Origin of the sequence: Streptomyces sp. NPDC017993 (assembly GCF_044328065.1) — a bacterium.
Classification (GTDB): Bacteria; Actinomycetota; Actinomycetes; order Streptomycetales; family Streptomycetaceae; genus Streptomyces.
On the sequence record NZ_JBIRGO010000001.1, the window covers coordinates 499,891 to 526,876 of the forward strand.

A 26,986-nucleotide genomic window follows, 5' to 3' on the forward strand; every position below is an offset into this window, starting at 1 on the left:
ATGGGCGCGGGCCACGCCCACAAGCTCTACCGGCACGGGCACTCGCCGGTGCACGCCCTGCCGCCGCACTGCAAGATCGCGGCCGTCTTCTGCTTCGTCCTGATCGTCGTCTCCACCCCGCGCGAGGAGATCTGGGCGTTCGGGCTGTACGCCGTGCTGCTCGCCGCGGTGGCCGGCGCCGCCCGCGTCCCGGCCGGCTTCCTCCTCAAGCGGCTGCTCATCGAGGTGCCGTTCGTGGCGTTCGCGGTCCTGATGCCGTTCGTCGCCGAGGGTCCACGGGTGAGCGTCCTCGGACTGAGCCTGAGCGAGTCCGGACTCTGGGGCGCCTGGAACATCCTGGCCAAGGGGACGCTGGGCGTCGCCGCCTCGGTCCTCCTGGCCTCCACCACCGAACTGCGCGAACTCCTCCTCGGCCTGCAACGCCTGAAGATGCCGCCGCTGCTCGTGCAGATCGCGTCCTTCATGATCCGCTACGGCGATGTGATCACCGACGAGATGCGGCGGATGCGCATCGCCCGGCTCTCCCGGGGCTTCGAAGCGCGCGGAGTACGCCACTGGGGCGTGCTCGCCAAGTCCGCCGGCGCCCTCTTCATCCGCTCCTACGAACGCGGCGAGCGCGTACACCTCGCCATGGTCAGCCGCGGCTACACCGGCACCATGCCGATCCTCGCCGAGACGACCGCGAGCCGCGCACAATGGACCCGCGCGGCCGCCCTCCCCGCCACCGCTCTCGCCGTATGCCTCCTGGGATGGACCCTTTGAGTACCGCAACGCCCGCCCCGTCCCTCGACGTCGCGGGGCTCGCCTACGCCTACCCCGACGGCCACCAGGCGCTCTTCGGCGTCGACCTCACCGTCGGCCGCGGCGAGCGGGTCGCGCTGCTCGGGCCCAACGGCGCCGGCAAGACCACCCTCGTGCTGCACCTCAACGGCATCCTCGAAGCGGGCGCCGGCACGGTCACCGTCGCCGGGCTGCCGGTCGAGCGGAGCAACCTCGCCGAGATCCGCCGCCGCGTCGGCATCGTCTTCCAGGACCCCGACGACCAGCTGTTCATGCCCACCGTCCGGGAGGACGTCGCCTTCGGGCCCGCCGCCTCGGGGCTGCGCGGCGCCGAACTCGACGCCCGCGTCACCGAAGCGCTCACCCGCGTCGGCATGGCGGAGTACGCCGACCGGCCCCCGCACCACCTCTCCTTCGGCCAGCGCCGCCGGGTCGCGGTCGCCACGGTGCTGGCGATGCGCCCGGAGATCCTCGTGCTGGACGAGCCGTCCTCCAACCTCGACCCGGCGTCCCGCCGTGAACTGGCCGACGTCCTGCGGTCCTTGGACGTGACGGTGCTCATGGTCACGCACGACCTGCCGTACGCGCTGGAGCTGTGCCCGCGCTCCGTCGTCCTCTCCGGCGGCGTCATCACCGCCGACGGCACCACCCAGGACCTGCTGTGCGACACGGAACTGATGCGCACCCACCGCCTCGAACTGCCCTTCGGATTCGATCCGCGCTCGGTGACGCTTCCCCTGTGACGAACCCCACCCACCGAGGCCCTGGTCAACAGCACTGATCCGCACGTTGCACCATTGATGGGTCACCGACGCGACGGATGAGTGGGAAGCAGGAATCAGTGGTGGACGTCCAGGGCACGGTCGAGGACGGCTTCGAGCCGGTCCGGGACGCCTTCGCGGCAAACTTCGCACAGCGCGGTGAGCGGGGCGCGGCCGTCGCCGTGTACCGGCACGGGCGCAAGGTCGTCGACCTGTGGGGCGGCACCAAGCACGGGGACGGCGGACCGGACGCCCCCGCCGACGGGGCGGCCGCCGACGGCCCGCAGGACGGGCCCGCCGCGCCCTGGGAGGCGGACACCGCGATGCTGGTGCGCTCCGCGAGCAAGGGCATCGCCGCCGTCGTCCCGCTCCTGCTGCACCAGCGCGGACAGCTCGACCTGGACGCGCCCGTCGGCACGTACTGGCCCGAGTTCAAGGCAGCGGGCAAGGACCGCGTACTGGTCCGGCACCTCCTCTCCCACCGCGCCGGACTGCCCGTCCTGGACACCCCGCTCACCCCCGAGCAGGCCATCGACGGCGTCAGCGGCCCGGCCGCGGTCGCCGCCCAGGCCCCCGCCTGGACCCCCGGCGAGGACCACGGCTACCACGCACAGACCTACAGCTGGCTGATCGGCGAACTCGTCGCGCGCATCACCGGTCGCAGCATCGGCAACTGGATCGCCGAGGAGATATCCGGCCCGCTCGGCCTGGACCTCTGGATCGGGCTCCCGCGCGAGCTGCACTCCCGCGTCGGCCGGCTCGCCGAGATCGAGACGCCGGCCCCGGCCGCCTCGGCCGGCCTGCGGGTACGCCCCAAGCAGTCCGTCACCGACGCCTACCTCGACCCCGCCTCGCTCACCCGCCGCGCCTTCGCCGCGATCTCCCCGGCGCCCGACGAGAACGCCGCGTCCTACCGCGCCGCCGAACTCCCCGCCTCCGCCGGCATCGCCACGGCACGCTCCCTGGCCCGCTGCTACGCCGCCCTCATCGGTGCCGTCGACGGCCACCCCCGCCTCTTCGCCCCCGCGACGCTGACCCTGGCACGCACCGAGGAGTCCGCGGGCCCCGACCGCACCCTCGTCGTCAACACCCGCATCGGCCTCGGCTTCATGCTCCACGGGGCGGCCGCCCCGCTCCTGGCGCGGGGCTCCTTCGGCCACCCCGGCCGCGGCGGCGCCCTCGCCTTCGCCGACCCCGAGAGCGGTCTCTCCTTCGGCTACACCACCAACGGGATGCAGCAGAACGTGACGGCCGACCCGCGCGCCCAGGCGCTGGTGCGGGGGCTGGCCGCGGCGGTCCGCGCCGCGGGATGAGCCCCGGCACCCGCACTGGGTAGAGAGCACACAGGCCGGGGACACCCGGCCGGACGGTGCGGCGGTGAAGGGCGGAGCCATGACGCGGCGATTCGACGGGTACGGGGTGCTGATCACCGGCGCGGGCCGGGGCATCGGGGAGGCCACCGCGCGGCGGCTGGCCCACGAGGGCGCCCGGGTACTGATCACCGACCTCGACGGAGCACGCGCCGACCGCGCGGCGGAGGGCATCCGCGCGGCAGGTGGCGACGCCGAGGCGATGGCGTGCGACGTGGCCGACCGGGCCGCGGTGGAAGCCGCCGTGGCCTACGCGGCCGAGCGGTTCGGCGGGCTCGACGTGCTGGTCAACAACGCCTCCTCCTGCCACCCCGACACCCCGGCGTTCGAGGACCAGCCGGACGAGGACTGGGCGGCGGATCTCGACATCACACTCGGCGGGGCGTTCCGCTGCGCACGGGCCGCGCTGCCGCACCTGGCCGCCGCCGGCGGCCGTGGCGCGATCGTCAACATCGGGTCCGTCAACGGCATCCAGGACTTCGGCAACCACGCCTACAGTGCCGCGAAGGCCGGCCTGGCCGGCCTGACCCGCACCCTCGCCGGCCGCGCCGCGCCCCAAGGCGTGCGGGTCAACCTCGTCGCCCCGGGGACGGTCGACACCCCCAACTGGGACGGGCACGAGGACGCGCTGCGGCGCGCCGCGCGGGCCTATCCGCTGGGCAGGGTGGGGCGCCCGGAGGACATCGCCGCCGCGGTCGCCTACCTGGCCTCCGCCGACGCCGCCTGGGTCACCGGCATCACCCTGCCCGTCGACGGCGGGGTGCTGAACGCCAACACCGAGCTCCGCAAGGCGCTGCTGGGCGGCTGAGCCGGGCGGCGGCGAGGCCGCCGGCGTCCGCGGGCTACCCCGCGTGCAGCATCAGGCCGATGCCGACCACCATCAGACCCGCCGCGGCGATACGCGGAGCGCCGAAGCGTTCCTTGAAGAACACCGCGCCGATGGCGGCGCCGACGATGATGGAGGACTCCCGCAGGGCCGCGACCGGGGCGAGCGGTGCCTTGGTCTGCGCCCACAGGACCAGGCCGTACGCGAAGACCGACAGGACTCCGCCGAGCAGCCCGCGCAGAGCGATCGGGCGCAGCTGGGTGAGCAGCGCGCGACGGCGGGTGGCGAGAGCGTAGGCGGGGATGGCCACCCCTTCGAGGACCATCAGCCAGGCGATGTAGCCGAGTGAGGTCCCCGAGGCGCGGACGCCGAGGCCGTCGACGGTGGTGTACGCGGCGATGGCGAGCCCGGTGGCGAGCGCGGCGGTGATCGCCGGCCAGTGGACGGACGACCCTGCGGTGGCCTCGGAGCCCTTCGGGCGGGCACCGCGGATGCCCCACAGGGCGACGCCGACCAGGCCCGCCGAGGCCAGGACGACACCGGCCAGCGCCCAGGTGTCCGGGATCTCGTGCACGAAGACGGCGGCGAGGACCGTGACGACCAGCGGCGCGGTGCCCCGGGCGATCGGGTACATCTGGCCGAACTCGCCCAGCCGGAACGACTGCATCAGCAGCGCCTGGTAGACGACGTGCAGGACGGCGGAGCCCAGCAGGAAGGGCCAGGCGTCGGCGGCCGGCAGCGGCGTGAAGGCGGCCAGGACGGCACCGCAGAGCGCGCCTCCGCCGCCGACGAGGGTGAAGGCGAGGAGCTGGTCGCGTATCCCGTGGGCGATGGCGTTCCACCCGGCGTGGGTGACGGCCGCTATCAGGACCGCCACGACGACGAGCGGGGTCACGCGGTGCGCTCGCGCACGTCGTTCGCGGGGCGGGCCTCGACGGCCGTGCCCGGGGCGGCAAGCGCTGCGGCGCCTCCCGGGGGAGCCGGGGAGATGCTGGTGGTCGCGGCGGTGGGCGTGGGGGACGCGGAATCGCTCATGGCCCGCACGCTAGCGAAAGCTGTACGGGCCATGCGAACCGATTCCACCGGGGCGCCGGGCGGGCGCCCCGGCGGGGTCAGCCTGCGTTGAGGATGGCGCGGACCACCGGGCCCGCGTTGGAGCCGCCGTGGCCGCTCGCCGGGACGACGGCCGACGCGGCCAGGTCGTCGCGGTAGGCGGTGAACCAGGCGTTGGGCTTCTTCTGCCCGTCGACCTCGGCGGAGCCGGTCTTGGCGCCGATGTCGCCGCCGATGCCGGACATCGCCTCGGCGGCGGTGCCGGAGGTCGCCGTCAGCCGCATCAGCGACTTCAGTCCGGCCGCGGTGCCGGGCTTCATGGCGCGCGGCGCCTTGGCGAGCGTCCGGTTGTCGAGCGAGGGCGACACGATGTACGGCTGGTGGAAGGAGCCGGCGCGGACCGTCGCGGCGAGCGTGGCGACGTTGAGCGGGTTCATCCGCACACCGCCCTGGCCGATCAGCGAGGCCGCCATCTGCGCGTCGCTCTGCACCGGCACATTGCCGTCGAAGCTGGGGATGCCGGTCTGCCAGTTCAGGCCGATGCCGAAGACGTCCCGCGCTTCCTTCGTCAGGTCGTCGTCGCTGAGCTTCTCCGCCTGCGAGATGAAGGCGTTGTTGCAGGACGCCGCGAAGCTCTGGGCGAAGGTGCCCTTGGGGATCTCGGACTTGTCGAGGTTCTGGAACTTCCAGCCGCCGACGGTCACGTACTTGGGGCACGGGTGCGCCTTGCCGGGCGACGTCAGCCCCTTGTCCATCAGCATCGCCGCCGTCACGATCTTCATCGTCGAACCGGGGGCGAGCGAGCCCTGGGTGGCGACGTTGAAGCCCTTCGCCGGGGAGTTGGCGATCGCCAGGATCTCTCCGGTGCTGGGCTTGATCGCGGTCGTGGACGCCGCCTTCTTGCCCTTGACCGCGTTCTCCGCGGCTGTCTGGAGCTTGGCGTCCAGGGTGGTCTTCAGCGTGCCGGGCGTGCCCTTGGAGAGCACCTTCAGCGTCTTGTCGGGCTGCTGCTCGGCGGCCTTCGCGGCCTTGGCGCGGTGGATGAACAGCTCCACGCCGGGCTTGCCGTCGGTCTTGTCGCCGTACTTGTCCCGCAGGCTCTCCAGCACGCCGGTCAGCGCCGGGTGCGACGCGGGCGTCAGCTCGGTGCCGTTGCGGTCCACGGCCTTGATCGGCGGCGCCTCGGCCTCGCCGGTGCGCAGCTCGTCGCCCTTGGCCAGGTCGGGGTGCAGCACCGAGGCCTTCCACGCGATGCGCGGCTTGCCGGTGCCGGTGTCGCGCTGCACGTCCATCGAGGTGCGGTACGAGAACGGTGCCGTGGTCCCCTTGAAGCCGATCTGCGCGGCGACCGTGTAGGGCACGGTGTCACCGGTGGCCTTGCCAGGAGTGAGCGTCACCTTCGAGAACTTCGCCTGCTTGCTGAAGGTCTCCAGCGCGCTCTTCGCGGTGTCCGGGCTGTCGGTCAGCGCGGCGGCCTTGGCGGCGTCGCCGGACTGCCAGGCGGTCAGGAACGCCTGCGTGGTGGTGTGGACCTCCTTGGCGGTCAGCGGACCGGTCTGCACCTTGGGCGAGTTGTCGCCCGGTGCCGAGTCCGCCGACCTGACCTCCTGCGGGGACGACTCGTCCGAGCCGCCGAACAGCGTGAAACCGCCGACGACTCCCGCCACCAGGGCCACCGATCCGCCGATCAGCCCGTACTTCACCTCACGGCGCATGCCACCTATTCCCTCCCGAGTGCCTCGTCCTTGAATACGCACACAAGAACGTGCGTCGCACTCTAAGGGACACGGGGAAACCGTGAGTCTCGATCAGAGCACGGTCCGGTGACGCGGTATCCACAATCTGTGACGCGCACGCGTCATACGCCTGTTCGCGGCCCGGCGAGCGTGCCCAACGCCGTCTCCGACGCCCGGTCGTCGGGCAGGTAGGCCAGGAAGTGATGGCCCGGTTCCTCGACGGCGGCGAGCTTGACGTACCGCAGCCGCAGATCACCCCCCACCGGGTGGCGGAAGTGCCGCACGGCGGGATGGAAGGCCGAGGTCTCCCGGCCCTCGTACCACCGGGCCGCGTCCGGATCGGCCAGCAGCTCCTCGGTGATCTCGGCGTACCGGCCGTCCTGCGGATGGCGGGCCGCCTTCGCCCGGAACTGGCCGAGCAGACTCCGCGCCTCGCCCTCCCACTCGGCCAGCAGCGAGCGGGCCGGCGGCCAGCGGAAGACCAGCCACAGCAGATTGCGCTGCTTGGGCGCCAGCCGCGCCGGGTCGGTCAGCAGCGCCGCGTAGCCGCTGTTCCAGGCCAGCAGGTCCCAGTGCGGGTCGAGTACCACGGCCGGGTGGGGCGCCAGCGCCTCCACCAGCGACAGCAGGTTCCGCGACACCCAGCCCGGCGGCTGCCCGGCCGGCTCGGTGCGCTCCACGAACGACATGACGTGTGCGGTCTCGTCCGCGTCCAGCCGCAGGGCGCGCGCCACCGACCGCAGCACCTGCTCCGACGTACGGACCCGGCCCTGCTCCAGCCACGCGTACCAGGAGCTGCTGATCCCGGCCAGCTCGGCGACCTCGCCGCGCCGCAGACCCGGGGTGCGGCGCCGCGGCGAGCCGGGCAGCCCCACCTCGTCCGGAGCGAGCCGCTCGCGGCGCGAGCGCAGAAAGGCACCCAGCTCACGGCGCGGGCCGCTCGCCGGTCCGCGCCCGGTGGGGGTGCCCGCCCGTGCGTTCTCCGCCGGTCCGGCGCCGCGCATGCCGGCCGCTCCTCCCCGTGAATCGCTGCCTGTCACTGCTGTCTCTGCCCTTGGTCCCGGCGCCGCGCAGTGCCCGGCAGGGTGTGACAAAGGGTAATCGGCTGGGGCCCGGTGAGGGGCCGCCACGGTGATGGTCTGGAGCTGCCGGCCCGAACGGACCGGCACGGAACGGAGAGGAGCTTTTCGTTGGGCACCACCGACACCCCCGCCCCCAACACCCCCGCCCCCGGCACGCCCGGCACCGGGACCCGAGCCACCGACGCCACGGGCCCCGCCGGCGCCCCCGACAACCCAGACCACCCAGATAACCCAGGCAACCCAGACAACCGCGACACCGCCCACCCGGCCCCCGGATTACCCGCCGCCGCACTGCGGCTGCTGCGCGCCGCCGGCTTCGTCAGCAACTTCGACCGCTTCTGCATCACGCCGATGCTGCTGCTGATCGGCACCCAACTCGGCGTCCCGCTGTCGGCCGTGATGCCGGCGGTCGGCGGCTACTTCCTCTGCTACGGCCTGATGCAGCCGGTCTGGGGACTGGCCGGCGACCGGCTGGGCCGAGTGCGGGTGATGCGCCTCTCCCTCGCCGGGGCCGCCGTCGCCTCGCTCGCCTCGGCGCTCGCGCCGGACGCGCCCGTCCTGATCGTGGCCCGCGCCGCGGCCGGCGCCTTCTTCGCCGCCTCCATCGGCGCGTCCCTCACCTACGTCGGTGACACCGTGCCCGCCGCGGTCCGGCAACGGCCGCTCAGCGAACTGATGACCGCGTTCGCGCTGGGCACGGCGGTGGCCACGGTCGTCGCCGGAGCCCTGGCGCACTACGTGAGCTGGCGACCGGTCTTCGCGCTCCCCGGCCTGATCGCCGTCTGTCTGACCGTCGCCCTGCGCCGCCTGCCGGAGCCCGCCCGCCCACCGGCGGGCTCCCTGTTCGCCCCGATCAGGGTGGTGCTGCGCTCCGGCCGGCAGTGGTACGTGATGGCCGTGGCGATGCTCGAAGGCGCCGTCCTGCTCGGCTTCTTGACGTACGTCGCCCCCGCACTGGAGTCCCAGGGCGCCTCGGCGACGCTGGCCGGCGCGGTCTCCGCGCTGTACGGCGTGGGCTCGATGGCGGCGGCCCGGATGGTCAAGCGGCTGGTCGGGAGGTGGACGCCGGTGCGGCTGATCGTGGCCGGCGGGGTGCAGATGGGCCTGGGCTTCGGCGTCGCCGCCGGCAGCCGTTCCGTACCCGCGCTGGCACTGACGGCGCTGCTGCTCGGCGGCGGCTGGTCGTTCATGCACTCCACGATCCAGTCCTGGGCCACCGCCCTCTCCCCGACGGCCCGTGCCACCGGCGTCGCCATGTTCGGACTCGCCCTCTACGTCGGCAGTGCCCTGGCCGGCACCCTCGCCGCCGCACCCGCCGAACACCACGCCTACCAGGGGCTCTTCCTGACGGCCGCCGTGCTGACCGTCCCCCTGACCCTCGCCGCGGCAGTGGGCCGAGCGCGTTACCGAGGCTGAGCCCGCGGCGGGATTTCCAGGTGCCGACGCCGCACCGCACCGCGCCCCGCCGGCGTCACCCGCCGGCGTTGAGACGGGCGGCCTGGCGCGTCAGGTGGTCGCGCTCGGCGAGGTTGGATGCCTTTCGGGCCGCCTCCGCGTACAGCCGTGCCGCCGTCGTCAGGTCGCCGTCGCGCTCGTGGAGGTACGCCGCCACCGCGGTGTGGCGGGGGATGGGGTCTCCCCCGCTCGAGCGAAGCCGAGAACTTGCGGAAGAGTCGTCCAGCGCCGCGAGGGCCGCCAGGCCGGCGCGTGGTCCGTCGGCCTCGCCGACGGCGACCGCGCGGTTGAGCCGGACGACCGGGCTGTCGGTCAGGCGCACCAGCTCGTCGTACCACTCGACGATCTGCACCCAGTCGGTCTCCTCGACGGTGGGCGCGTCGGCGTGGAGTGCCGCGATGGCGGCCTGGGCCTGGAACTCGCCCAGCCGGTCGCGGACGAGCGCCGCCTGCAGGATCTCGACGCCCTCGGCGATCGACTCGGTGTCCCACCGGCCGCGGTCCTGCTCGGCGAGCGGCACCAGGCTGCCGTCGGGCGCGGTCCTGGCGGGACGCCGGGCGTGGTGGAGCAGCATGAGGGCGAGCAGCCCCGCCACCTCGGGGTGGTCGATCGCGGCCGCGAGCTGCCGGGTGAGCCGGATGGCCTCGGCGGCGAGGTCGACGTCGCCGGAGTAGCCCTCGTTGAAGACCAGGTAGAGGACACGCAGCACGGTGGCGACGTCGCCGGGCCGGTCGAACGGCACGCCGGAGACGGTGCGCTTGGCCCGGCTGATGCGCTGCGCCATGGTCGCCTCGGGCACCAGGTAGGCGCGGGCGATCTGGCGGGTGGTCAGCCCGCCGACTGCGCGCAGCGTGAGCGCGACCGCCGACGACGGCGTCAGCGAGGGGTGGGCGCACAGGAAGTAGAGCTGGAGCGTGTCGTCCACCGCCGACGCGGGCCCGGGCGCCGGCTCCTCGTCGACGAGGTCCTCACGCCGGCGGCGGGCGGCGTCCGCCCGGGTCGCGTCGAGGAACCGGCGCCAGGCCACGGTGACCAGCCAGCCCTTCGCATCGCGCGGAGGGTCGGCCGGCCAGACGCGGACCGCCTCGACGAGCGCGTCCTGCACGGCGTCCTCGGCCGCCGCGAAGTCGGCTCCGCGGCGGACGAGGATGCCGAGCACGCTCGGCGTGAGGCTCCGGAGCAGGATCTCGTTCACCTCAGAGGTCACTCGGTCACTCCGTGATGGTGGGTGCCTCGGTCAGGAACGGGCGCAGTTCGAGCCACTCGTGGATCGGCTCCCCGCCCTTGCCCGGGGCGGCCGACAGTTCCCCGGCCAGCTCGACGGCGCGCTCGTGGGTGTCGACGTCGATGATCATCCAGCCGGCGATGAGGTCCTTGGTCTCCGCGAACGGACCGTCGGTGACCGGCGGGCGCCCCTCACCGTCGTAGCGGACCCACGTCCCCTCGGGGGCGAGCGCCTGGCCGTCGACGAACTCGCCGGTCTTCTCCAGCCGGGCCGCGAAGTCGTTCATGTACTGCACGTGGTCCGAGATCTCCTGGGGCGTCCACTGGTCCATGGGCACGTCGTTGTTCGCAGCCGGGGCGCCGCGGTAGTGCTTCAGCAGCAGGTACTTGGCCATCGTGGGTCTCCTCGGTACTGGTGCGGCCCATTGTGGCCGCGTTCACTACAGGGACGGAGCCAGTCACGGATTCTCGACATCGCCGCGCCGATCCATCGGACAGGCCCTACCCGCACGAGCCGGTGCCGTCTGTGGGCCGTCCGAGGGACGGCCCACATGCGGTCGCCAACGACCGTTGGCGACGGGTCGGTACTGCCGGACGGGCCAACGCCCCCGCTACACCCAGGTGTCGAACCACATCCGGTTGTGCCAGGCCGACTTGGGGATCGGCATCCCCGTATAGAGCGGATAGAAGTAGATGAAGTTCCAGATGATGAGGAGGACCAGGACGCCCGCGCCCACCGCGCCGATGGTGCGGCGGCGTTCCGACGAGCCCGGAGGCCCGATGATCGCGCCGATCATCATGGCCAGCGCCAGGCACAGGAACGGGACGAACACCACGGCGTAGAAGAGGAAGATGGTCCGCTCCTGGTAGAGGAACCAGGGCAGGTAGCCGGCCGCTATACCGCAGGCGATCGCACCGGCCCGCCAGTCCCGCAGGAACAGCCAGCGGTAGAGGACGTACAGCAGCGCGAAGCACGCCGCCCACCACAGCAGCGGGGTGCCCAGGGCCAGCACCTCGCGGGCGCAGCCCTCGGCCGCCGTACAGCCGTCCTGGCCGGCCTTGGGGTCCTCGTAGAAGTACGACACCGGCCGGCCGAGCACCGGCCAGCTCCACGGGTTGGACTGGTAGGTGTGCGGCGTGGTCAGTCCGGTGTGGAAGGAGTAGACCTCGGTCTGGTAGTGCCACAGGCTGCGCAGCCAGTCCGGCAGCCAGGTCCACGAGCCGGTCCGCCCGTCGGGGCTCGTCGCCCAGTCGCGGTAGTAGCCGCCCTTGGTGGCGAGCCAGCCGGACCAGGACGCGAGGTAGGTGGCGAGCGCGACGATGACGGTGGCGCCGAAGGCCGGCAGCACATCGCGGCGCAACACCGCGCGGAAGGGGTGCCGGGCGCCGGCCGTACGCCGTGCCGCCATGTCCCACACCACCGCCATGAGGGCGAACGCCGCGAGGTAGTACAGGCCGTTCCACTTCGTGGCGGCGGACAGGCCGAGGCACAGTCCGGCGGCGATCCGCCACGGCCGCCACCCCAGCCGCAGCCGGTCGCCGACGTCCGCGTCCGGCCGCGCCACACCTTCCCCGTCGACCGGCAGCGCCGCCGCGAGCCGGGCCCTGGTGCGGTCCCGGTCCACCAGCAGAGCGCCGAAGGCGGCCACCACCCAGAACATCACGATCAGGTCGAGCAGCGCGGTGCGGCTCATCACGAAGTGCAGGCCGTCGACCGCCAGCAGACCGCCCGCCAGGCAGCCCAGCGCCGTCGAACGCAGCAGCCGGCGGCCGATACGGCAGACGAGCAGCACCGACAGCGTGCCGAGCAGCGCGACGGAGAACCGCCAGCCGAAGGGGTTCATGCCGAACGCCCACTCACCCGCCGCGATCAGCCACTTGCCCATCGGCGGATGCACGACATAGGAGTGCTCGGGCGTGAGCAGGATCTTCGCCGGGTGCCCGATCAGCGCGTCGTTGGCGGTCTTCGCCCAGGTGCCTTCGTAGCCGTACTGCAGCAGCGACCAGGCGTCCTTGGGGTAGTACGTCTCGTCGAATATCACCTTGCGCGGACTGCCGAGATTCCAGAACCGCAGGATCCCCGCGAACAGCGCCACCAGCAGCGGCCCGCCCCAGCCCGACCAGCGCGCGAGCCGGTCGGTGGCGGACGGGCCCGCCCCGAGCACTCCCCACACCCGCTTGCCCGGCGCGGGGAAGGGGGGCACCAGCCGCTCACGGACATCGGCCGGCCCTCGGCGGACGTACCCGAAGCGGCGCAGCCGCCGCTGCCACCCCGGGGGCTGCTGGGCCGGCTCCCCGGCGCGGTGGGCGTCGGCGTCGGCCGCGGTGTCACTCGTCACCCGGCCCATCGTAGGGAAACCGCCTGTGGACCGGTGCGCCGCGCCGCCGGACGGGTTCCGGCGTCTCGCGGCGCGGCGTCGTCCGAACGGGCTGGGAGGATGGGGGCGTGACTGGAACGCTGGTACTTGCAGGGACGCCCATCGGCGACGTCGCGGACGCCCCGCCGCGGCTCGCCACCGAACTCGCGGCCGCCGATGTGATCGCAGCCGAGGACACCCGCCGGCTGCGCCGCCTGACGCAGGCGCTCGAGGTCGCGCCGACCGGGCGGGTGGTGTCGTACTTCGAGGGCAACGAAGCGGCCAGGACGCCGGAGCTGGCCGATGCGCTGGCCGGCGGCGCGCGGGTCCTGCTGGTCACCGACGCCGGGATGCCGTCGGTGTCCGACCCGGGCTATCGCCTGGTCGCCGCCGCCGTCGAGCGCGGCATCAAGGTCACCGCGGTGCCGGGCCCCAGCGCGGTGCTCACCGCCCTCGCCGTGTCCGGCCTGCCGGTGGACCGCTTCTGCTTCGAGGGCTTCCCGCCCCGCAAGCCGGGCGAGCGGCGCTCCCGGCTGCGGGAGGTCGCCGACGAGCGCCGCACCCTGGTCTACTTCGAGGCCCCGCACCGCCTGGACGACACGCTCGCCGCGATGGCGGAGGTCTTCGGCGCGGACCGGCGGGCCGCGGTCTGCCGCGAGCTGACCAAGACGTACGAGGAGGTCAAGCGCGGGCCGCTGAGCGAGCTCGCCCCGTGGGCGGCGGAGGGCGTACGCGGTGAGATCACCATCGTCGTCGAGGGCGCCCCGGACACCGGGCCGCAGGACCTCGACCCGGAGGAGCTGGTGCGCCGGGTCCAGGTGCGCGAGGACGCGGGGGAGCGGCGCAAGGAGGCCATCGCCGCGGTCGCGGCGGACGCCGGACTGCCCAAGCGCGAGGTCTTCGACGCGGTGGTCGCCGCGAAGAACGCCGCGAAGGCCGCTGACAAGGGCGCTGAGAAGGGTGCCGGGAGGGGCCCCGCGTAGGGCGTGGCGCGAACCGACCCGTCAGAAGGTAAATGACGGGCCTGGAAGGTAAAGCGAAGGCCCCCACAGCGGGGCCTTTTCCCTACAGCCCGCCAAATCTGGGCCAATACGGAAGAAGGACTGCTGCGCCGCGGCCGGGAAAGGCGTCCACTGAGGACGGGACGTTCGACGTTCGGTCCCCAAAGACCTTGTCCAGCGGACAAGAGGAGCGGCACATGAGCGAGATCGCACAAACCGGCCCGGCCACCGGCAGCACCGCCGGCCCCGCCTCCCACACAGATTCCATGGCGCACGAGGCGTACGCCTTCGCCTGTATGCAATGCGGCCACGGCTGGGAGCAGGCCTACGAGATAGCCCACCCCGTCGACGCCAATGGCGAGCTGCACGTCGTCTACTACGCGGACGGCGAGCGCGTGCCGTCCCCACTGACCCAGCCCGTCTGCCGGAACTGCGGTGGCAACGTGGTGCGCATCATGCGTGCCGGCCAGGTCTCGATGGTCTCCGATGCGATCGCCGGCCTGCACCAACGCCGTGGGCCCGGGCGCGTGCAGGCTGCGGAATCCGCGGCCGGCGAGGGCACCGGCAGCACCCCGGAGCCCGCCGGACGCCACCACTGGCACCTCTCCGACCTGCTGCGTCCCTTCCAGCACCACCACAAGTGAGCCGCGGGCCGCGGTCCTCGTAGGATCGCGGCCATGGCACAGCAAGCCCAGACCCCCGCACCCGGCAAGCCCGCCGAGCCGGCCAAGCCCGCGAAGGACGCGCCGCCGCCGCTGCCCGAACCGCTTCGGGTGCCGGTCGCGGACTCGCACACCCACCTGGACATGCAGGAGGGCACCGTCGAGGAGGCGCTCGCCAAGGCCGCCTCGGTGGGCGTCACCACCGTGGTGCAGGTGGGCTGCGACCTCGCAGGTTCGCAGTGGGCCGCGGACACGGCCGCCGCCCACGACAGCGTGCAGGCCACCGTCGCACTGCATCCCAACGAAGCGCCCCGGATCGTCCTCGGCGACCCGGACGGATGGTCGCGGCAGGGTGCCAGGGAGCCCGGCGGCGACAGTGCCCTGGACGCCGCACTCGACCGCATCGACGCGCTGGCCGCCCTGCCGCACGTACGCGGCGTCGGCGAGACCGGCCTGGACCACTTCCGCACCGGGCCCGACGGCATGGCCGCCCAGGAGCGGTCCTTCCGCGCCCATATCGAGATCGCCAAGCGGCACGGCAAGGCCCTGGTCATCCACGACCGGGAGGCGCACGAGGACGTGCTGCGGATCCTGCGGGAGGAGGGCGCGCCCGAGCGGGTCGTCTTCCACTGCTTCTCCGGTGACGCGGAGATGGCGAAGATCTGCGCGGCGGCCGGCTACTTCCTGTCCTTCGCCGGCAACGTCACCTTCAAGAACGCCCAACCGCTGCGCGATGCGCTCGCCGTTGCCCCTCCCGAACTGGTGCTCGTGGAGACCGACGCGCCGTTCCTGACCCCCGCGCCCTACCGCGGCCGGCCCAACGCGCCGTATCTCATTCCGGTCACCCTCCGGGCGATGGCCGAGGTCAAGGGGATGACGGAGGACGCGCTGGCGTCGGCCGTCGCGGCGAACACGGCACGCGCCTTCGACTGCTGACCGCCTCCCGAGGCAGGCCCACGCCGCCCGCTGGTCACACTCCGTAGCGGGTCGACTTTGGAGAGTTACCTCCCCTCCGCTACATTCGGCCGTCCACCGCATCTGTGGCATGTGGAGGCATCTGTGGCATGTGGAGCGTCGTGAGTCATTCGCAGAGCAGCCACCGCGCCGCGCGCGGCCGCCGCGGCCGGAACCCGGGCGCCGCCGGATCGTCGTACGAGGCGAAGGCACCGTACGAGGCGAAGGCACCGTACGACGCGAAGGCGTCGTTCGAGGTGAAGTCGCCGTACGTGCAGAGGGCGCCGTACCAGCGCCACGACCTCCGTACCCCGTCCGGTCCACCCGGCCCGTCCGGCCTGACGCCCCGCCAGACGGGGACCTCGCCCGCGCCGGCCCCGGGGAGCCTCCGGCCCGCTCCGGTCCTCCCGGCCCCCGGCGGCCGGGCCGCCGCCCGCCGGGCCGTCCGCCAGACCGGCCGCCGCAGGCGCCACGGCACCTCCCCCGAGGCACTGCGCCGGCTGCTGCCGCGGGCCCTCGTCGTCGCCTTCCTCGCCGGCGGCACCACCGCCTTCATCGCCCACGACAAGGCCGTCCGCCTCACCGTCGACGGCACCCCGCGCACCCTGCACACCTTCGCCGACGACGTCGACGACCTGCTGGCCGACGAACACCTCGACATCGGCCGGCACGACATCGTCGCGCCCGCCCGCGGAACCGTGCTCAGCAGCGGCGACGACGTCGTCGTCCGGCACGGCCGGCCGGTGGTGCTGACCATCGACGGAGAGCGCCGCCAGGTGTGGACCACCGCGGACACGGTGGACGCCGCCCTGCGCCAGCTGGGCGTCCGCGCCGAGGGCGCCTTCCTCTCCCTCTCCCGCTCCCGGCGCATCGATCGGCACGGCCTGGAGCTGGCCGTACGCACCGAGCGCTCGGTGGTCTTCGTCGCCGACGGCCGCGAGTACCGCGTCCGCACGAACGCCGCCACCGTCCGGGAGGCCCTGGCCGAAACCGGGCTCGCCCTGCGCGACGAGGACACCACCTCGGTGCCGCAGGACAGCTTCCCCCGGGAGGGCCAGACCGTCTCGGTGCTGCGCATCACCGGCTCCAGGGAGGTCCGCGAGGAGTCCGTCCCGTTCCGCACGATCAAGCGGATCGACCCGCAGCTCACCCGCGGCACGGAGGCCGTCGTCCAGCAGGGCCGCCCCGGCGTGCGGCGGGTCACCTACCGGCTGCGCACCGTCAACGGCGTCGCGGAGAAGCCGAAGCGGCTGGGCACCCACGTCGTCCGCAAGCCCCGCCCGCAGATCGTGCACATCGGCACCAAGATCCTGCCGACCTCGGTGCAGGGCGCCGACCACCTCGCCTGGGACGCGCTCGCCCGGTGCGAGGCCGGCGGCCGGCCCAACGCCGTCGACGCCTCGGGCACGTACGGCGGCCTCTACCAGTTCGACGTCGCGACCTGGCAGCGCCTCGGCGGCACCGGCCGCCCGCAGGACGCACCGGCCCTGGAACAGACCTTCCGCGCCAAGAAGCTCTACATCACCCGGGGGGCGAGCCCGTGGCCGGTCTGCGGCCGTAAGCTTCACCGGTGAACGAGCGCAGCGAGCGAACAACGGAAAGGCGCGCACGGCGGGCGACCGCGACGGCGCGCAGCGAGGCTTCGGCATGACTGAGAGCAGCACCACCGACGAGTCCGGGCCTCTGCTGGGACCCGCCGATGTGCGCGAGCTGGCCGCCGCGCTCGGCGTGCGCCCCACCAAGCAGCGCGGGCAGAACTTCGTCATCGACGCCAACACCGTCCGCCGGATCGTGCGGACCGCCGGTGTCCGTCCCGACGATGTCGTCGTCGAGGTCGGCCCCGGCCTCGGTTCGCTGACCCTGGCGCTGCTGGAGGCGGCCGACCGGGTCACCGCCGTCGAGATCGACGAGGTGCTCGCCGCCGCGCTGCCGGCCACCGTCGCGGCCAGGATGCCCGAGCGCGCCGACCGCTTCGCGCTGGTCCACCGGGACGCCATGCAGGTCACCGAGCTGCCCGGTGCGGCGCCGACCGCGCTGGTCGCCAATCTGCCCTACAACGTCGCGGTGCCGGTGCTGCTGCACATGCTCGCCACGTTCCCGACCATCGACCGCACCCTGGTCATGGTGCAGGCCGAGGTAGCCGACCGGCTGGCGGCCCGCCCCGGCAACAAGGTCTACGGCGTGCCGTCGGTCAAGGCGAACTGGTACGCCGAGGTCAAGCGGGCCGGCTCCATCGGCCGCAACGTCTTCTGGCCCGCGCCCAACGTCGACTCCGGGCTGGTCTCGCTCGTACGCCGCGACAAGCCGATCGAGACGTCGGCGAGCCGCAACGAGGTCTTCGCCGTCGTCGACGCGGCGTTCGCCCAGCGCCGCAAGACGCTGCGGGCCGCGCTGTCCGGCTGGGCCGGGTCGGCCGCGGCGGCCGAGACCGCGCTGGTCGCGGCGGGCGTCTCGCCGCAGGCCCGCGGCGAGGCACTGACCGTCGAGGAGTTCGCACGGATCGCGGAGCACAAGGGACCGGGCGGCGCCCCGGGCATCAGGGAGGCATCGGCATGAGCGGCTCGATCACCGTACGGGTGCCGGCCAAGGTCAACGTCCAGCTGGCGGTCGGCGCGGCCCGCCCCGACGGCTTCCACGACCTGGCCAACGTCTTCCTCGCCGTCGGCCTCCACGACACGGTCACCGCCACCCCGGCGGACGCCCTGACGATCACCGCCGAGGGCCACGACGTCGACCGGATCCCGCTGGACCGCACGAACCTCGCGGCCCGCGCCGCCGAACTGCTCGCGGCCCGGCACGGCATCTCGCCGGACGTCCACCTGCACATCACCAAGGACATCCCCGTCGCGGGCGGCATGGCCGGCGGCAGTGCGGACGCCGCGGCAGCCCTGCTGGCCTGCGACGCCCTGTGGTCGACCGGCTCCTCCCGCGAGGAACTGCTCGACATCTGCGCCGAGTTGGGCAGCGATGTGCCGTTCAGCCTGGTCGGCGGCGCGGCGCTGGGCCGTGGCCGGGGCGAGCTGCTGACGCCGCTCAGCGTCGGCGGCACCTTCCACTGGGTCTTCGCGGTCGCCGAAGGCGGGCTGTCCACCCCGGCCGTCTACGGCGAGTTCGACCGGCTGACGGCGGACACGGACGTACCCGAGCCCGAGGCGGCCCCCGAACTACTGGCCGCACTGCGGGACGGTGACGCCACCGCGCTCGCCGCGACGCTGGCCAACGACCTCCAGCCCGCGGCGCTCTCCCTGTGCCCCGAGCTCACCGCGACCCTGAAGGCCGGTACGGAGGCCGGCGCCCTGGCGGCGCTGGTCTCCGGCTCCGGGCCGACGACCGCCTACCTGGTCGAGGACGCCCAGGCGGCGGAGAAGGTGGCCCAGGCGCTGCTCGCCTCCGGCACCTGCCGCGCGGTACGGGTGGCGAACTCCCCGGCGCCGGGCGCGACGGTGCTCTAGGGCGATGTTCCGGGCGGTCGCCGCGACATCGGGGCGACCGCCGTCCGGGCGGTGACTGACCTCGGCGTCGGGCGCGCGGGTGTGCTCGGGTGCGCGGGTGCGTTACGCGGCCGCCGCTGCCAGCACCTCGGCCACCAACCGGCCCGCCTCCACGGCGTGTTCGGCGGTCGTCGCCAGGCAGCGGTTCGTCGCGGGGTCGTACTCGGTCATGATCGCGCCCGCATGGTCGGTCCCCGTCTCCCGCAGCGTCACCGACCGGCCCGCGGCGCGCAGCGCCTCGGCCAGGTCGCGGGAGTGCTGGGCGTCCACGAGGGTGTCGCGGCTGCCGTGGACGAGGTGGACCGGCACGGCCGGGTCCCGGCCCGCGGCGAGATCGGCCAGCGGAACCGCGCCGGTGGTGAACGCCGGAAGGTCGTAGCGGCCCGCGACACCGACCACCGCCGCCGGCCGCCAACCGTCCGCCACCTCGGGCCGCAGCGCGACACCCAGCGCCGCCGGCGCCCCGGCCGACCAGCCGGCCAGCACGAACGACTCCCCGTCGCCGCCCAGCCCGCCCGCCTCCTTGCGGACGAACGCCAGCGACTCCAGCAGCTGCGACCGGCCGCCGTCCGCGGCGTCCGAGCGCCAGTCCGGTACGAGCACCAGCAGGCCGTGCGCCGCCGCCGTGCGCGCCAGTGGTTCCAGGACATCCCGCTCGTCGGGCCCGATGCCGTGCCAGATCAGCACGGTCGGCGCCGGCCGGGGCGCCCCCGCCGGACGGTGGACGTCCAGCCGCTTGCCGCTCGGCCCGTAGACCAGCCCGCGTTCCGTCTCCACCGTCGCACCCGTGTCCGAAGTCATGGCGAGCACGCTATCCAACGGTCGTCACAGCCCGACAGTGACCGCGGCCCAACAGCCGTCACGGCCCGACGTCGATCACGACGCAACAGCGGAAGGTGACGGCCGCCTGCTGTCGCCGACGACAAGCCTGCGCGCCGGGCGCCGGAGCCATCGGCTGGATACATACGCCCGGGCCGAGCCGTTCCGCCCGCCGACTAGGCTGGGAACGTCGATTCATGTGAACCACCGCAGGAGTGAGATGGCCGTCAACCTCGTCAATCTGGAAGCCGTCGGCAAGGTGTACGGAACCCGTGCCCTGCTCGACGGTGTCTCCCTCGGCGTCAACGAGGGGGACCGGATCGGCGTCGTCGGACGCAACGGGGACGGCAAGACCACCCTGATCCGGATCCTCGCCAAGCTGGAGACCACGGACAACGGCCGGGTCACCCACAACGGCGGCCTGCGCCTCGGCGTCCTCACCCAGCACGACTCGCTCGATCCGGCCGCCACCATCCGGCACGAGGTCATCGGCGACCTCGCCGACCACGAGTGGGCCGGCAACGCCAAGATCCGCGACGTCCTGACCGGCCTGTTCGGCGATCTGCACATGCCGGGCTTCACTCATGGCCTGGACACCGTCATCGGCCCCCTCTCCGGAGGCGAACGCCGCCGCATCGCCCTCGCCAAACTGCTCATCGCCGAGCAGGACCTGATCGTCCTCGACGAGCCCACCAACCACCTCGACGTCGAGGGCATCTCCTGGCTGGCCGGACATCTGCGGGCCCGCCGCTCCGCCCTCGTCGTCGTCACCCACGACCGGTGGTTCCTGGACCAGGTCTGTACCCGCATGTGGGACGTCCAGCGCGGCGACGTCCACGAGTACGAGGGCGGCTACAGCGACTACGTCTTCGCGCGCGCCGAGCGCGAGCGGATCGCCGCCACCGAAGAGACCAAGCGGCAGAACCTGATGCGCAAGGAGCTGGCATGGCTGCGGCGCGGCGCCCCCGCCCGTACGAGCAAGCCGCGCTTCCGCATCGAGGCCGCCAACGAGCTGATCGCGGACGTACCGCCGCCGCGTGACACCACCGAGCTGATGAAGTTCGCCAACTCCCGCCTGGGCAAGACCGTCTTCGAGCTGGAGGACGTCAGCGTCCAGGCAGGTCCCAAGGTGCTGCTCAAGCACCTCACCTGGCAGCTGGGCCCCGGTGACCGGATCGGCCTCGTCGGCGTCAACGGTGCCGGCAAGACCTCTCTGCTCCGGGCGCTCGCCGAGGCGGCCCGCACCGAGGGCGAAGCGCAGCCGGCAGGCGGCCGCATCACCGTCGGCAAGACCGTCAAGCTCGCCTACCTCTCCCAGGAGGTCGGCGAACTCGCCCCGACACTGCGGGTGCTGGAGGCCGTCCAGCAGGTGCGCGAGCGCGTCGACCTCGGCAAGGGCCGGGAGATGACCGCAGGCCAGCTCTGCGAGAAGTTCGGCTTCACCAAGGAGAAGCAGTGGACGCCGGTCGGCGACCTCTCAGGCGGTGAGCGCCGCCGCCTGCAGATCCTGCGCCTCCTCATGGACGAGCCCAACGTCCTCTTCCTCGACGAGCCCACCAACGACCTCGACATCGAGACCCTGACCCAGCTGGAGGACCTCCTCGACGGCTGGCCCGGCTCGATGATCGTCATCAGCCACGACCGCTACTTCATCGAGCGCACCACCGACCGCGTCCACGCCCTCCTCGGCGACGCCACCCTCCGCATGCTCCCGCGCGGCCTCGACGAGTACCTGGAGCGCCGCAAGCAGGTGATCGACGCCGCCGTGCCGGCCCCCGCGCAGCAGACCTCGGCCCCCAAGAAGGCCGCCGCCGTCAACCGCGCCGCCCAGAAGGAACTCCAGAAGATCGAACGCCAACTGGACAAGATCGTCGACAAGGAAACCAAGCTCCACACCCAAATCGCCGAAAACGCGACGGACTTCGAGAAGGTAGCCGGCCTCGACGCCCAGCTGCGGGAACTGACAGCGGAGAAGGATGAGTTGGAGATGCGGTGGCTGGAGTTGGCGGAGGAGGCGTAGGGGCTGGGTGGCTCTTGCGGAGGGCCGATATCGGGGAGGTCCGGTATCGGGCGAGGCGAATGCATTGGGAGCGGTCGCCGGTCCGTCCCGGATTTGTTTGTTATCTCCCAGAGTTCGAAGCGCATGAACGCGACGGCCACGCAGCCGTGAGTTCCGTGTGCGGACGACTCACGCAGGGGGGCTTATCCTGAGTCGGCGGCGTGACCGGCCCCCGCGGCGTCTGTGTAGAGCTTACCGTGACGTCTTTTGAACGTTGAGTTCACTGAGGAAGCTGCAGACGGTAGTGCTGAATTCGGCATTCGGAATCTCTCCTGGAATGTGATTCGCGGAAGGCTTTAATCTTCGAGGTGGAGGTCGACCCACTCCCACTCTGGGAACTTTTCTTTCACCGAGTGCAGACCTTTTTTGAGGCATTCATCGAGGGTTATATCTTCCCGGTGTACATACCCGGCATCCGTGAAAGGGCCCCCTGCGATGACGAACGTCCAGGGCCTGCCGCCTGCGAGAGCCCTCTCGCCATCACATTTGATCAACGGGGACGCTCCCGTCTCTGCTAGTTCCTGCATTATCATCTCTACGTCCATTGGGTGGAATCTCCTTATTGAGTCAGAATCCGCGCAACATTTTTACGATTTCTGGTATCTCATGGATTTCACCCTTCCCGGTTGCCCCGATAGCTCGCCAGATCTCCTGATGGTCTGGGGCTGGGATGATATTGTTCCGCTCGATGAGATGATTCACGATGTCGAACGTTGTGCGTTTGTTGCCATTATTGAACATATGGTTTCCTGCGATGTCTCGAACGTGCACGGCGACTTTATCCCAGAACCCATTATAGCGACTTGCGTTCATCATGGTGTTTTCGGGACTGCCATATTGAAGGTGAGTTCCCTCGTATCTCTTGTTTATTTCATAAATCTCCTCGGGTGTTGCAGGGTTCTCAATTCCGCTGCCTTCGCAATTGAATAGACCGAGGGGATCGACGGAGTGGTGTGGGTTTTTTACGTAGGTCAACTGGTTGTCTGCAGGTAGCAAACCCAGCGGGTCCGTCGAGCAATACCGTCCTGTGTCGGGCTCGTAGTATCGGAAGTGGTTGTAGTGGAGCTGAGTCTCTGGGTCGAAGTATTGGCCGGGGAAACGGAGTGGGGTGTAGGCGCTGGCGGTGCGGTTCCAGGTTGTGGTGCCCCAGAGGGTGGTGCGGCTGTGCCAGGCGATAGCGCCGGTCTCGTTGATGAGTTCGGTAGGGACGCCGACAAGGTCGGTGACTATGACGAAGAAGCGTTCGTCTATGACGGATTGGGGGGCCTGGGAAAGGTCGGGTGACCTGCGCCCAGGTACGCCTTCCGGGGCGCGCAGTTTGCGTTCTGTCTGGGCGATCGGGGTGAGGCCTCGATGGTCCCAGGTGAGGGAGAGGGGCATGGTGGGACCGGGGGTGTGGGTGACCTGCTCCACGAGGGTGGTGCCGTCCCACGTGAAGTCGATGCGTTCCAGAACGGTGGCGCCGTCGGAGGCGCGATGTTCCTTGGTGGTGCGTCGGCCCAGCGGGTCGTACGCGTAGAGCCACATCGAGCCGTCGGGAGGGGAAGCGAAGGCGAGGTTGCCCTCGGGGCCCCAGGTGTAGCGCCAGGTGTCAGGCTTGCGGGAGATTCGGGCCCTTTGGCGGAGGGTTACGCGACCGAGCTCGTCGTGCTCGTACCGGACGGCGCCGGCTGTGGTGATGCTGCTGCCGGTGTAGGTGCGGTCGCCTCGGGCTGACGGGTTGGCGTGGTGGTCGGGCCAGGTGGCGTGGGTTTGGTTGCCGGCGTCGTCGTAGGCGTAGGTCTCGGTCCAGTCGGTGGCGTGGACGGCGGTGACGCGGCCGGCGCGGTCGAGGTCGAAGGTGCGGCGGCCGGTGTGGGAGTCGTCGATCGCCGTGAGGTTGCCGTCTGGGCGGTAGGTGTAGCCGCGTTGGAGCATCCGTTGGGCTTCGGCAGCGGCAGAGTTCTGTGCGCGGTCCGCCCCGGTGGGGGATTGTCGAGTGCCGGTGGCTTCTGTGGTGAGCGATTGGCTGGTGAGGCGGCCGGTGGGGTCCCAGGTGTGGGTGAGGGCGAGGTTGTCACCGATGGTGCGGGTGAGTTCTTGGCCGGCGGCGTCGTGGTCGAAGGTGAGGACGTGGCCGGCGATGTCCATAGCGGTGCGGTTGCCGGCACGGTCGTAGGTGTAGGTGGTGGTGTGGCCGGTAGGGGTGGTGCGGGAGGTGCGGCGGCCCAGGGCGTCGTAGGTGAACGCCATGGTGCGGCCGTTGACGGACTCGCTGGTCACGCGGCCGAGGATGTCGCGGGTGTAGGTGACGGTGGCGTCAGCGTTGGCGGCCTGGCGGAGCTGGCCACTGGAGTCGTGGGTGTATGTGGTCAGCAGCCCTGCGGCGTTCTTCTCGGTGATGCGGCCGAGGGTGTCACGGGTGTAGGCCGTCACCTCGCCCAACGCGTTGGTGCGGCTGGTCAGTTGCCCGGCAGCATCGTGCGCGTAGGTCAGCACACGGTCGTCGAAGTCGGCTTCGGATATCAGACGCCCGGCGGCGTCGTAGGAGTAGTTCCAGGTCAGCCCCTGGGGGTTAGTGACCTGGGTGAGGCGCAGTTCGGTGTCGTGGGTGAAGGCGTGGCGGACGCCGTCGGGGTCGGTGCGGGCCGTCAGCAGGTCGAAGTGGGTGTATTCGAAGTGGGTGGTCTGACCGATGGCGTCGGTGTGGGAGGTGCGGTTGCCCTCGCCGTCGTAGGTCCACTCCTCGGTGGCGCCGGTGGCGTCGATACGGGCTGCCAGCTTGCCTTCGACGGTCCACACCATGTGGGTGGTCTCGCCGAGTGGGTCGGTGACGGAGGCGGTGCGGCCGAAGGCGTCGCGCCGGTAGTGAGTGGTGGCGCCCAGGGGATCGGTGACGGTCAGCGGTAGGCCGGCCTCGTTGCAGTAGAGGCGGGTGGTGTTGCCGAGAGCGTCGGTGACCGAGGAAACGTGGCCGCGGGTGTCGTGGGTGTAGCTGGTGGCGGCGCCGGTGGGGTCGGTGGTGGCCGTGCGGTTTCCGTCGGCGTCGTAGGTGTGGGTCCAGGTGGTGCCCTCCGGACCGGTGGTGGTCAGGGGCAGGCCCAGGTCGCTGTAGCTGGTGGTGGCGGTGGAACCGTCGGGGAGGGCGACGATGGTGGGGCGGCCCTCGTCGTCGTACGTGAAGTGGGTGGTGCGGCCCAAGGGGTCGCTGGTGGAGAGGATGCGGTGCTTGGCATCGCGGACCGTACGGGTGGTGGCGCCAGTGGGGTCGGTCTCCGCGACGATCTGGTGGCGGTCGTTGACCTCATAGCGGGTAACGCCGCCCTGGGAGTTGTGGAAGAGGTTGGTGCGCAGGCCCGTTACGGGATCCGGGTCGCCCCAGGTGAAGTGGGCGCGGAGGTGGCCTTCGATGCCGCCTTGTGAGGTGCAGCGGTCATCGTCGTCGTAGACGTAGGTGTAGCTGCTGTCGTTGGTGTCCGTCCAGGACGTGATGCGGCCGTCGTCGTCGTAGGTGAAGCGGAGCGGGAGGCCGGAGGAGTTGGTGGTGGTGATGAGGTTGCCGGCGTCGTCGTAGCCGTACGTCATCAGGAGCTGGTCGCTGCCGTCGGGGGCTGCGCCGGCGAGGTGGAGGGCGGTGATGCGGCCCTCGTCGGTGGTGAGCAGGAGGCGGTAGCCGGCGCTGTGGGTGATGGCCGTGGGGGTGCCGTCTTCGGTGTAGTCGAAGGTGTGATGGTTGCCGCGGCGGTCGGATATCTCGTCGAGGACGGCGAGACCGTCGGTGTAGGTGGTGAAGTACCAGCGCATGCCGGTGGCCGGGTCCGTGAGGACGTAGTCGCCGTCCGGGGTGCGTTCGAGCGGGCGGCCCTCGCCCTCGACGGGCACGGTGGGCACGCCTACAGCCGGGTGCGGGTAGAGGAGGAAGTTGCCTTCCTCGCCAATGAGGATGACTCCTTCGGCGTCGATCTCCAGGCGCTGGTCGACGGTGGACATCCACGTCGGGCCGAACCAACGGCCCGTTCGGTGGGACGACTCGAAGGTGCGGGTGAAGGTGAGGGGGAGGCTGCCGGGGAGGGCGATGTCGGTCTGCGGCAGGACCATGCGGCCGGTGGCCATGTCGATGGGGTCGTTGCCGAAGGTCTTGCACCACCGCGTGCGGGCCCGGTCCATGACGGTCCGCTTGCCGCCCTCTTTGGCGGCGTCGCGGGCCGCGCTTTTGCCGAGGTCCTTTGCTCCCGCTCGTGCCGCCCCTCTCCCCAGCCCGCCGATGCCCTTGCCGCCGAGCAGGTTGGGGGCCAGGGCTCCGATGGAGTCGAAGGGGTCGCTTCCCCAGCCGCCGCCGACCAGGCCCTTGGCGGTGTCGATGGGGTGGAGCGGTATGGAGGCCAGACCCAGCAGCGTGGTGGAGACGTTTGCGCTGAACTGCCAGGGGTGGCTCAGGTTGTAAGGGTCGAGGGGGTTCATGGTGCGGGCGAATTTCAGGGTCTCCGAGGCACCTCGGAGCGCGCCGCCGGCCAGGTGTGTGCTCTCGACCACGAAGGCCGTGGCGCCGTCCTTGAGGGCCGCCCCCGCCAGGTCGGTGAATTCCGGCTTCTGCGGGGCGTGGGCCTGGGCGCTGACGAGCGCGCGATGGGCGCGCTCGGCAGCTTCGTTGCGCTGGCTGCGGGCGCTTTTGAGGATGTCCTGCGCGGCCTCGCGGCCGTCTGAGCCCGGATCTACGAAATCGGCGGGTTTTTGCGGCTTCGGGCCCGCGTCGCCTCCGAGTTTCGCGGCCGCATTCCAGCCGCTGGCCCGCGAATTGTACGTATCGACCGCGTTCGCATAGGCATCCGCTGCTCTCTGGCTGGCCTCCGTCGCCTTGCGGTACTTCTCGATGGCGTCGGAAGCCTTGCCCTGAGCCCAGGTAACCGTTTCTGCATAGGACTTCAGGGCCTTTGATGCGTCGTCGCAGGCATCTGCCGCGTGCATCCACTGCTTGGGGTGCATCTCGAACTTTTCACGGAAGTTGTCCGCTGCCTTGCCGCCCCAGGCGTCACCGGTGCCGATCTTGCGCATCCCGTCAGCCACCCGGTCGAAGGCCTGGGAGAAGTCCTTCAGGTGCGAGGCCGTTTCGTGGATCTTGGTCGCGTCGCCGTGAATGAGCTGCTTGGGGTCGTCAGTCTCGTCCAGCTGGCGCTCGTTGACGTGGGCGCCCAGGGCTCCGGCCAGCTTGTCGCCGCCGGACCGTACGGACTGCGCCGCGTCATCCGCCCCCAGCAGTTCCAGGCCGTCGCCCACGAAGTCGGCACCGTGCTCGGCAACCTCGCCGGCACCGCGGCCGATCGCCTCGCCCAAGCCCTCAACGCCCTTGCCGAACTTGTTGAAGGCGGAGGAGAACATG

General features: G+C 71.7%; 22 protein-coding genes. 12 read left to right on the plus strand and 10 right to left on the minus strand.

Features of this window, described 5'->3' with window-relative positions; all coding sequences use genetic code 11:
- From cbiQ to ACH4FH_RS02425, 4 genes are all read left to right on the plus strand, one after another.
- Positions 1–762, plus strand: a complete 762-nt coding sequence (cbiQ, locus tag ACH4FH_RS02410) for a cobalt ECF transporter T component CbiQ (RefSeq protein ID WP_398553839.1) — start codon at positions 1–3, stop codon at positions 760–762.
- Positions 750–1,523, plus strand: a complete 774-nt coding sequence (locus ACH4FH_RS02415) for an energy-coupling factor ABC transporter ATP-binding protein (protein ID WP_398553840.1) — start codon at positions 750–752, stop codon at positions 1,521–1,523. Before cbiQ ends, ACH4FH_RS02415 begins: the two co-directional genes overlap by 13 nt.
- A gap of 77 nt (positions 1,524–1,600) precedes the next feature.
- On the plus strand, positions 1,601–2,854 hold the full coding sequence (locus tag ACH4FH_RS02420) for a serine hydrolase domain-containing protein (protein WP_398553841.1): 1,254 nt from the start codon (positions 1,601–1,603) through the stop codon (positions 2,852–2,854).
- A gap of 79 nt (positions 2,855–2,933) precedes the next feature.
- Positions 2,934–3,719, plus strand: coding sequence for an SDR family NAD(P)-dependent oxidoreductase (locus ACH4FH_RS02425; RefSeq protein WP_398553842.1), 786 nt, complete (start codon positions 2,934–2,936; stop codon positions 3,717–3,719).
- Between the two features lie 34 nt (positions 3,720–3,753).
- On the opposite strand, the gene ACH4FH_RS02430 is transcribed toward ACH4FH_RS02425, so the two are convergent.
- The 4 genes from ACH4FH_RS02430 to ACH4FH_RS02445 form a co-directional block, all read right to left on the minus strand.
- Entirely contained in the window at positions 3,754–4,632 is an 879-nt protein-coding gene (locus ACH4FH_RS02430) for an EamA family transporter (protein WP_398553843.1), read from the minus strand.
- Positions 4,629–4,772 (minus strand): hypothetical protein, encoded by a 144-nt coding sequence (locus ACH4FH_RS02435; protein ID WP_398553844.1) that lies wholly within the window; start codon positions 4,770–4,772, stop codon positions 4,629–4,631. The genes ACH4FH_RS02430 and ACH4FH_RS02435 overlap by 4 nt, the downstream gene beginning before the upstream one ends.
- A gap of 77 nt (positions 4,773–4,849) precedes the next feature.
- On the minus strand, positions 4,850–6,505 hold the full coding sequence (locus ACH4FH_RS02440) for a penicillin-binding transpeptidase domain-containing protein (RefSeq protein ID WP_398553845.1): 1,656 nt from the start codon (positions 6,503–6,505) through the stop codon (positions 4,850–4,852).
- Between the two features lie 143 nt (positions 6,506–6,648).
- A complete protein-coding gene (locus tag ACH4FH_RS02445) occupies positions 6,649–7,530 on the minus strand; it encodes a helix-turn-helix domain-containing protein (RefSeq protein WP_398553846.1) in 882 nt (293 codons plus the stop codon).
- A 186-nt stretch (positions 7,531–7,716) separates the two neighbouring features.
- Between ACH4FH_RS02445 and ACH4FH_RS02450 the strand changes: the two genes are divergently transcribed.
- Entirely contained in the window at positions 7,717–9,024 is a 1,308-nt protein-coding gene (locus tag ACH4FH_RS02450) for an MFS transporter (RefSeq protein WP_398553847.1), read from the plus strand.
- Between the two features lie 55 nt (positions 9,025–9,079).
- Here the strand turns inward: ACH4FH_RS02450 and ACH4FH_RS02455 are convergent, their stop codons facing one another.
- From ACH4FH_RS02455 to ACH4FH_RS02465, 3 genes are all read right to left on the minus strand, one after another.
- Positions 9,080–10,258, minus strand: coding sequence for an RNA polymerase sigma factor (locus ACH4FH_RS02455; protein ID WP_398553979.1), 1,179 nt, complete (start codon positions 10,256–10,258; stop codon positions 9,080–9,082).
- 16 nt (positions 10,259–10,274) lie between these two features.
- Positions 10,275–10,682, minus strand: coding sequence for a YciI family protein (locus ACH4FH_RS02460; protein ID WP_398553848.1), 408 nt, complete (start codon positions 10,680–10,682; stop codon positions 10,275–10,277).
- A 216-nt stretch (positions 10,683–10,898) separates the two neighbouring features.
- Positions 10,899–12,635, minus strand: coding sequence for a dolichyl-phosphate-mannose--protein mannosyltransferase (locus ACH4FH_RS02465; protein WP_398553849.1), 1,737 nt, complete (start codon positions 12,633–12,635; stop codon positions 10,899–10,901).
- 98 nt (positions 12,636–12,733) lie between these two features.
- On the opposite strand from ACH4FH_RS02465, the gene rsmI reads away from it, so the two are divergent.
- From rsmI to ACH4FH_RS02495, 6 genes are all read left to right on the plus strand, one after another.
- A complete protein-coding gene (gene rsmI / locus ACH4FH_RS02470; protein WP_398553850.1) occupies positions 12,734–13,627 on the plus strand; it encodes a 16S rRNA (cytidine(1402)-2'-O)-methyltransferase in 894 nt (297 codons plus the stop codon).
- A 215-nt stretch (positions 13,628–13,842) separates the two neighbouring features.
- The gene (locus tag ACH4FH_RS02475; protein WP_398553851.1) at positions 13,843–14,289 is read left to right on the plus strand and encodes a hypothetical protein; all 447 of its coding nucleotides are present in this window, start codon (positions 13,843–13,845) and stop codon (positions 14,287–14,289) included.
- Between the two features lie 33 nt (positions 14,290–14,322).
- The gene (locus tag ACH4FH_RS02480) at positions 14,323–15,243 is read left to right on the plus strand and encodes a TatD family hydrolase (protein ID WP_398553852.1); all 921 of its coding nucleotides are present in this window, start codon (positions 14,323–14,325) and stop codon (positions 15,241–15,243) included.
- A 140-nt stretch (positions 15,244–15,383) separates the two neighbouring features.
- Positions 15,384–16,835, plus strand: coding sequence for a ubiquitin-like domain-containing protein (locus ACH4FH_RS02485; protein WP_398553853.1), 1,452 nt, complete (start codon positions 15,384–15,386; stop codon positions 16,833–16,835).
- Between the two features lie 73 nt (positions 16,836–16,908).
- A complete protein-coding gene (gene rsmA / locus ACH4FH_RS02490; RefSeq protein WP_398553854.1) occupies positions 16,909–17,817 on the plus strand; it encodes a 16S rRNA (adenine(1518)-N(6)/adenine(1519)-N(6))-dimethyltransferase RsmA in 909 nt (302 codons plus the stop codon).
- Entirely contained in the window at positions 17,814–18,713 is a 900-nt protein-coding gene (locus ACH4FH_RS02495) for a 4-(cytidine 5'-diphospho)-2-C-methyl-D-erythritol kinase (RefSeq protein ID WP_398553855.1), read from the plus strand. The genes rsmA and ACH4FH_RS02495 overlap by 4 nt, the downstream gene beginning before the upstream one ends.
- Positions 18,714–18,815: 102 nt before the next feature.
- Here the strand turns inward: ACH4FH_RS02495 and ACH4FH_RS02500 are convergent, their stop codons facing one another.
- The gene (locus ACH4FH_RS02500; protein WP_398553856.1) at positions 18,816–19,553 is read right to left on the minus strand and encodes an alpha/beta hydrolase; all 738 of its coding nucleotides are present in this window, start codon (positions 19,551–19,553) and stop codon (positions 18,816–18,818) included.
- Between the two features lie 238 nt (positions 19,554–19,791).
- Here ACH4FH_RS02500 and ACH4FH_RS02505 point away from each other — a divergent pair, with 238 nt between their 5' ends.
- Positions 19,792–21,591, plus strand: a complete 1,800-nt coding sequence (locus ACH4FH_RS02505) for an ABC-F family ATP-binding cassette domain-containing protein (RefSeq protein WP_398553857.1) — start codon at positions 19,792–19,794, stop codon at positions 21,589–21,591.
- A gap of 335 nt (positions 21,592–21,926) precedes the next feature.
- On the opposite strand, the gene ACH4FH_RS02510 is transcribed toward ACH4FH_RS02505, so the two are convergent.
- Positions 21,927–22,175 carry a hypothetical protein gene (locus ACH4FH_RS02510; protein ID WP_398553858.1) on the minus strand — a complete coding sequence of 83 codons (249 nt, stop codon included), beginning with the start codon at positions 22,173–22,175 and terminating at the stop codon, positions 21,927–21,929.
- 22 nt (positions 22,176–22,197) lie between these two features.
- Positions 22,198–26,985 (minus strand): putative T7SS-secreted protein, encoded by a 4,788-nt coding sequence (locus ACH4FH_RS02515; protein ID WP_398553859.1) that lies wholly within the window; start codon positions 26,983–26,985, stop codon positions 22,198–22,200.
- Position 26,986: the final 1 nt, after the last annotated feature.

Bases quoted from the DNA above. Each gene is read 5' to 3' on its own strand.
- rsmA (WP_398553854.1), top strand. From the start codon at position 16,909: ATGACTGAGAGCAGCACCACCGACGAGTCCGGGCCTCTGCTGGGACCC.
- ACH4FH_RS02495 (WP_398553855.1), top strand. From the start codon at position 17,814: ATGAGCGGCTCGATCACCGTACGGGTGCCGGCCAAGGTCAACGTCCAG.
- ACH4FH_RS02480 (WP_398553852.1), top strand. From the start codon at position 14,323: ATGGCACAGCAAGCCCAGACCCCCGCACCCGGCAAGCCCGCCGAGCCG.
- ACH4FH_RS02425 (WP_398553842.1), top strand. From the start codon at position 2,934: ATGACGCGGCGATTCGACGGGTACGGGGTGCTGATCACCGGCGCGGGC.
- ACH4FH_RS02500 (WP_398553856.1), bottom strand. From the start codon at position 19,553: ATGACTTCGGACACGGGTGCGACGGTGGAGACGGAACGCGGGCTGGTC.
- ACH4FH_RS02465 (WP_398553849.1), bottom strand. From the start codon at position 12,635: ATGGGCCGGGTGACGAGTGACACCGCGGCCGACGCCGACGCCCACCGC.
- ACH4FH_RS02505 (WP_398553857.1), top strand. From the start codon at position 19,792: ATGGCCGTCAACCTCGTCAATCTGGAAGCCGTCGGCAAGGTGTACGGA.
- ACH4FH_RS02515 (WP_398553859.1), bottom strand. From the start codon at position 26,985: ATGTTCTCCTCCGCCTTCAACAAGTTCGGCAAGGGCGTTGAGGGCTTG.
- ACH4FH_RS02475 (WP_398553851.1), top strand. From the start codon at position 13,843: ATGAGCGAGATCGCACAAACCGGCCCGGCCACCGGCAGCACCGCCGGC.
- ACH4FH_RS02415 (WP_398553840.1), top strand. From the start codon at position 750: ATGGACCCTTTGAGTACCGCAACGCCCGCCCCGTCCCTCGACGTCGCG.
- ACH4FH_RS02460 (WP_398553848.1), bottom strand. From the start codon at position 10,682: ATGGCCAAGTACCTGCTGCTGAAGCACTACCGCGGCGCCCCGGCTGCG.
- cbiQ (WP_398553839.1), top strand. From the start codon at position 1: ATGGGCGCGGGCCACGCCCACAAGCTCTACCGGCACGGGCACTCGCCG.
- ACH4FH_RS02445 (WP_398553846.1), bottom strand. From the start codon at position 7,530: ATGCGCGGCGCCGGACCGGCGGAGAACGCACGGGCGGGCACCCCCACC.
- ACH4FH_RS02420 (WP_398553841.1), top strand. From the start codon at position 1,601: ATGAGTGGGAAGCAGGAATCAGTGGTGGACGTCCAGGGCACGGTCGAG.
- ACH4FH_RS02435 (WP_398553844.1), bottom strand. From the start codon at position 4,772: ATGAGCGATTCCGCGTCCCCCACGCCCACCGCCGCGACCACCAGCATC.
- ACH4FH_RS02440 (WP_398553845.1), bottom strand. From the start codon at position 6,505: ATGCGCCGTGAGGTGAAGTACGGGCTGATCGGCGGATCGGTGGCCCTG.
- ACH4FH_RS02510 (WP_398553858.1), bottom strand. From the start codon at position 22,175: ATGGACGTAGAGATGATAATGCAGGAACTAGCAGAGACGGGAGCGTCC.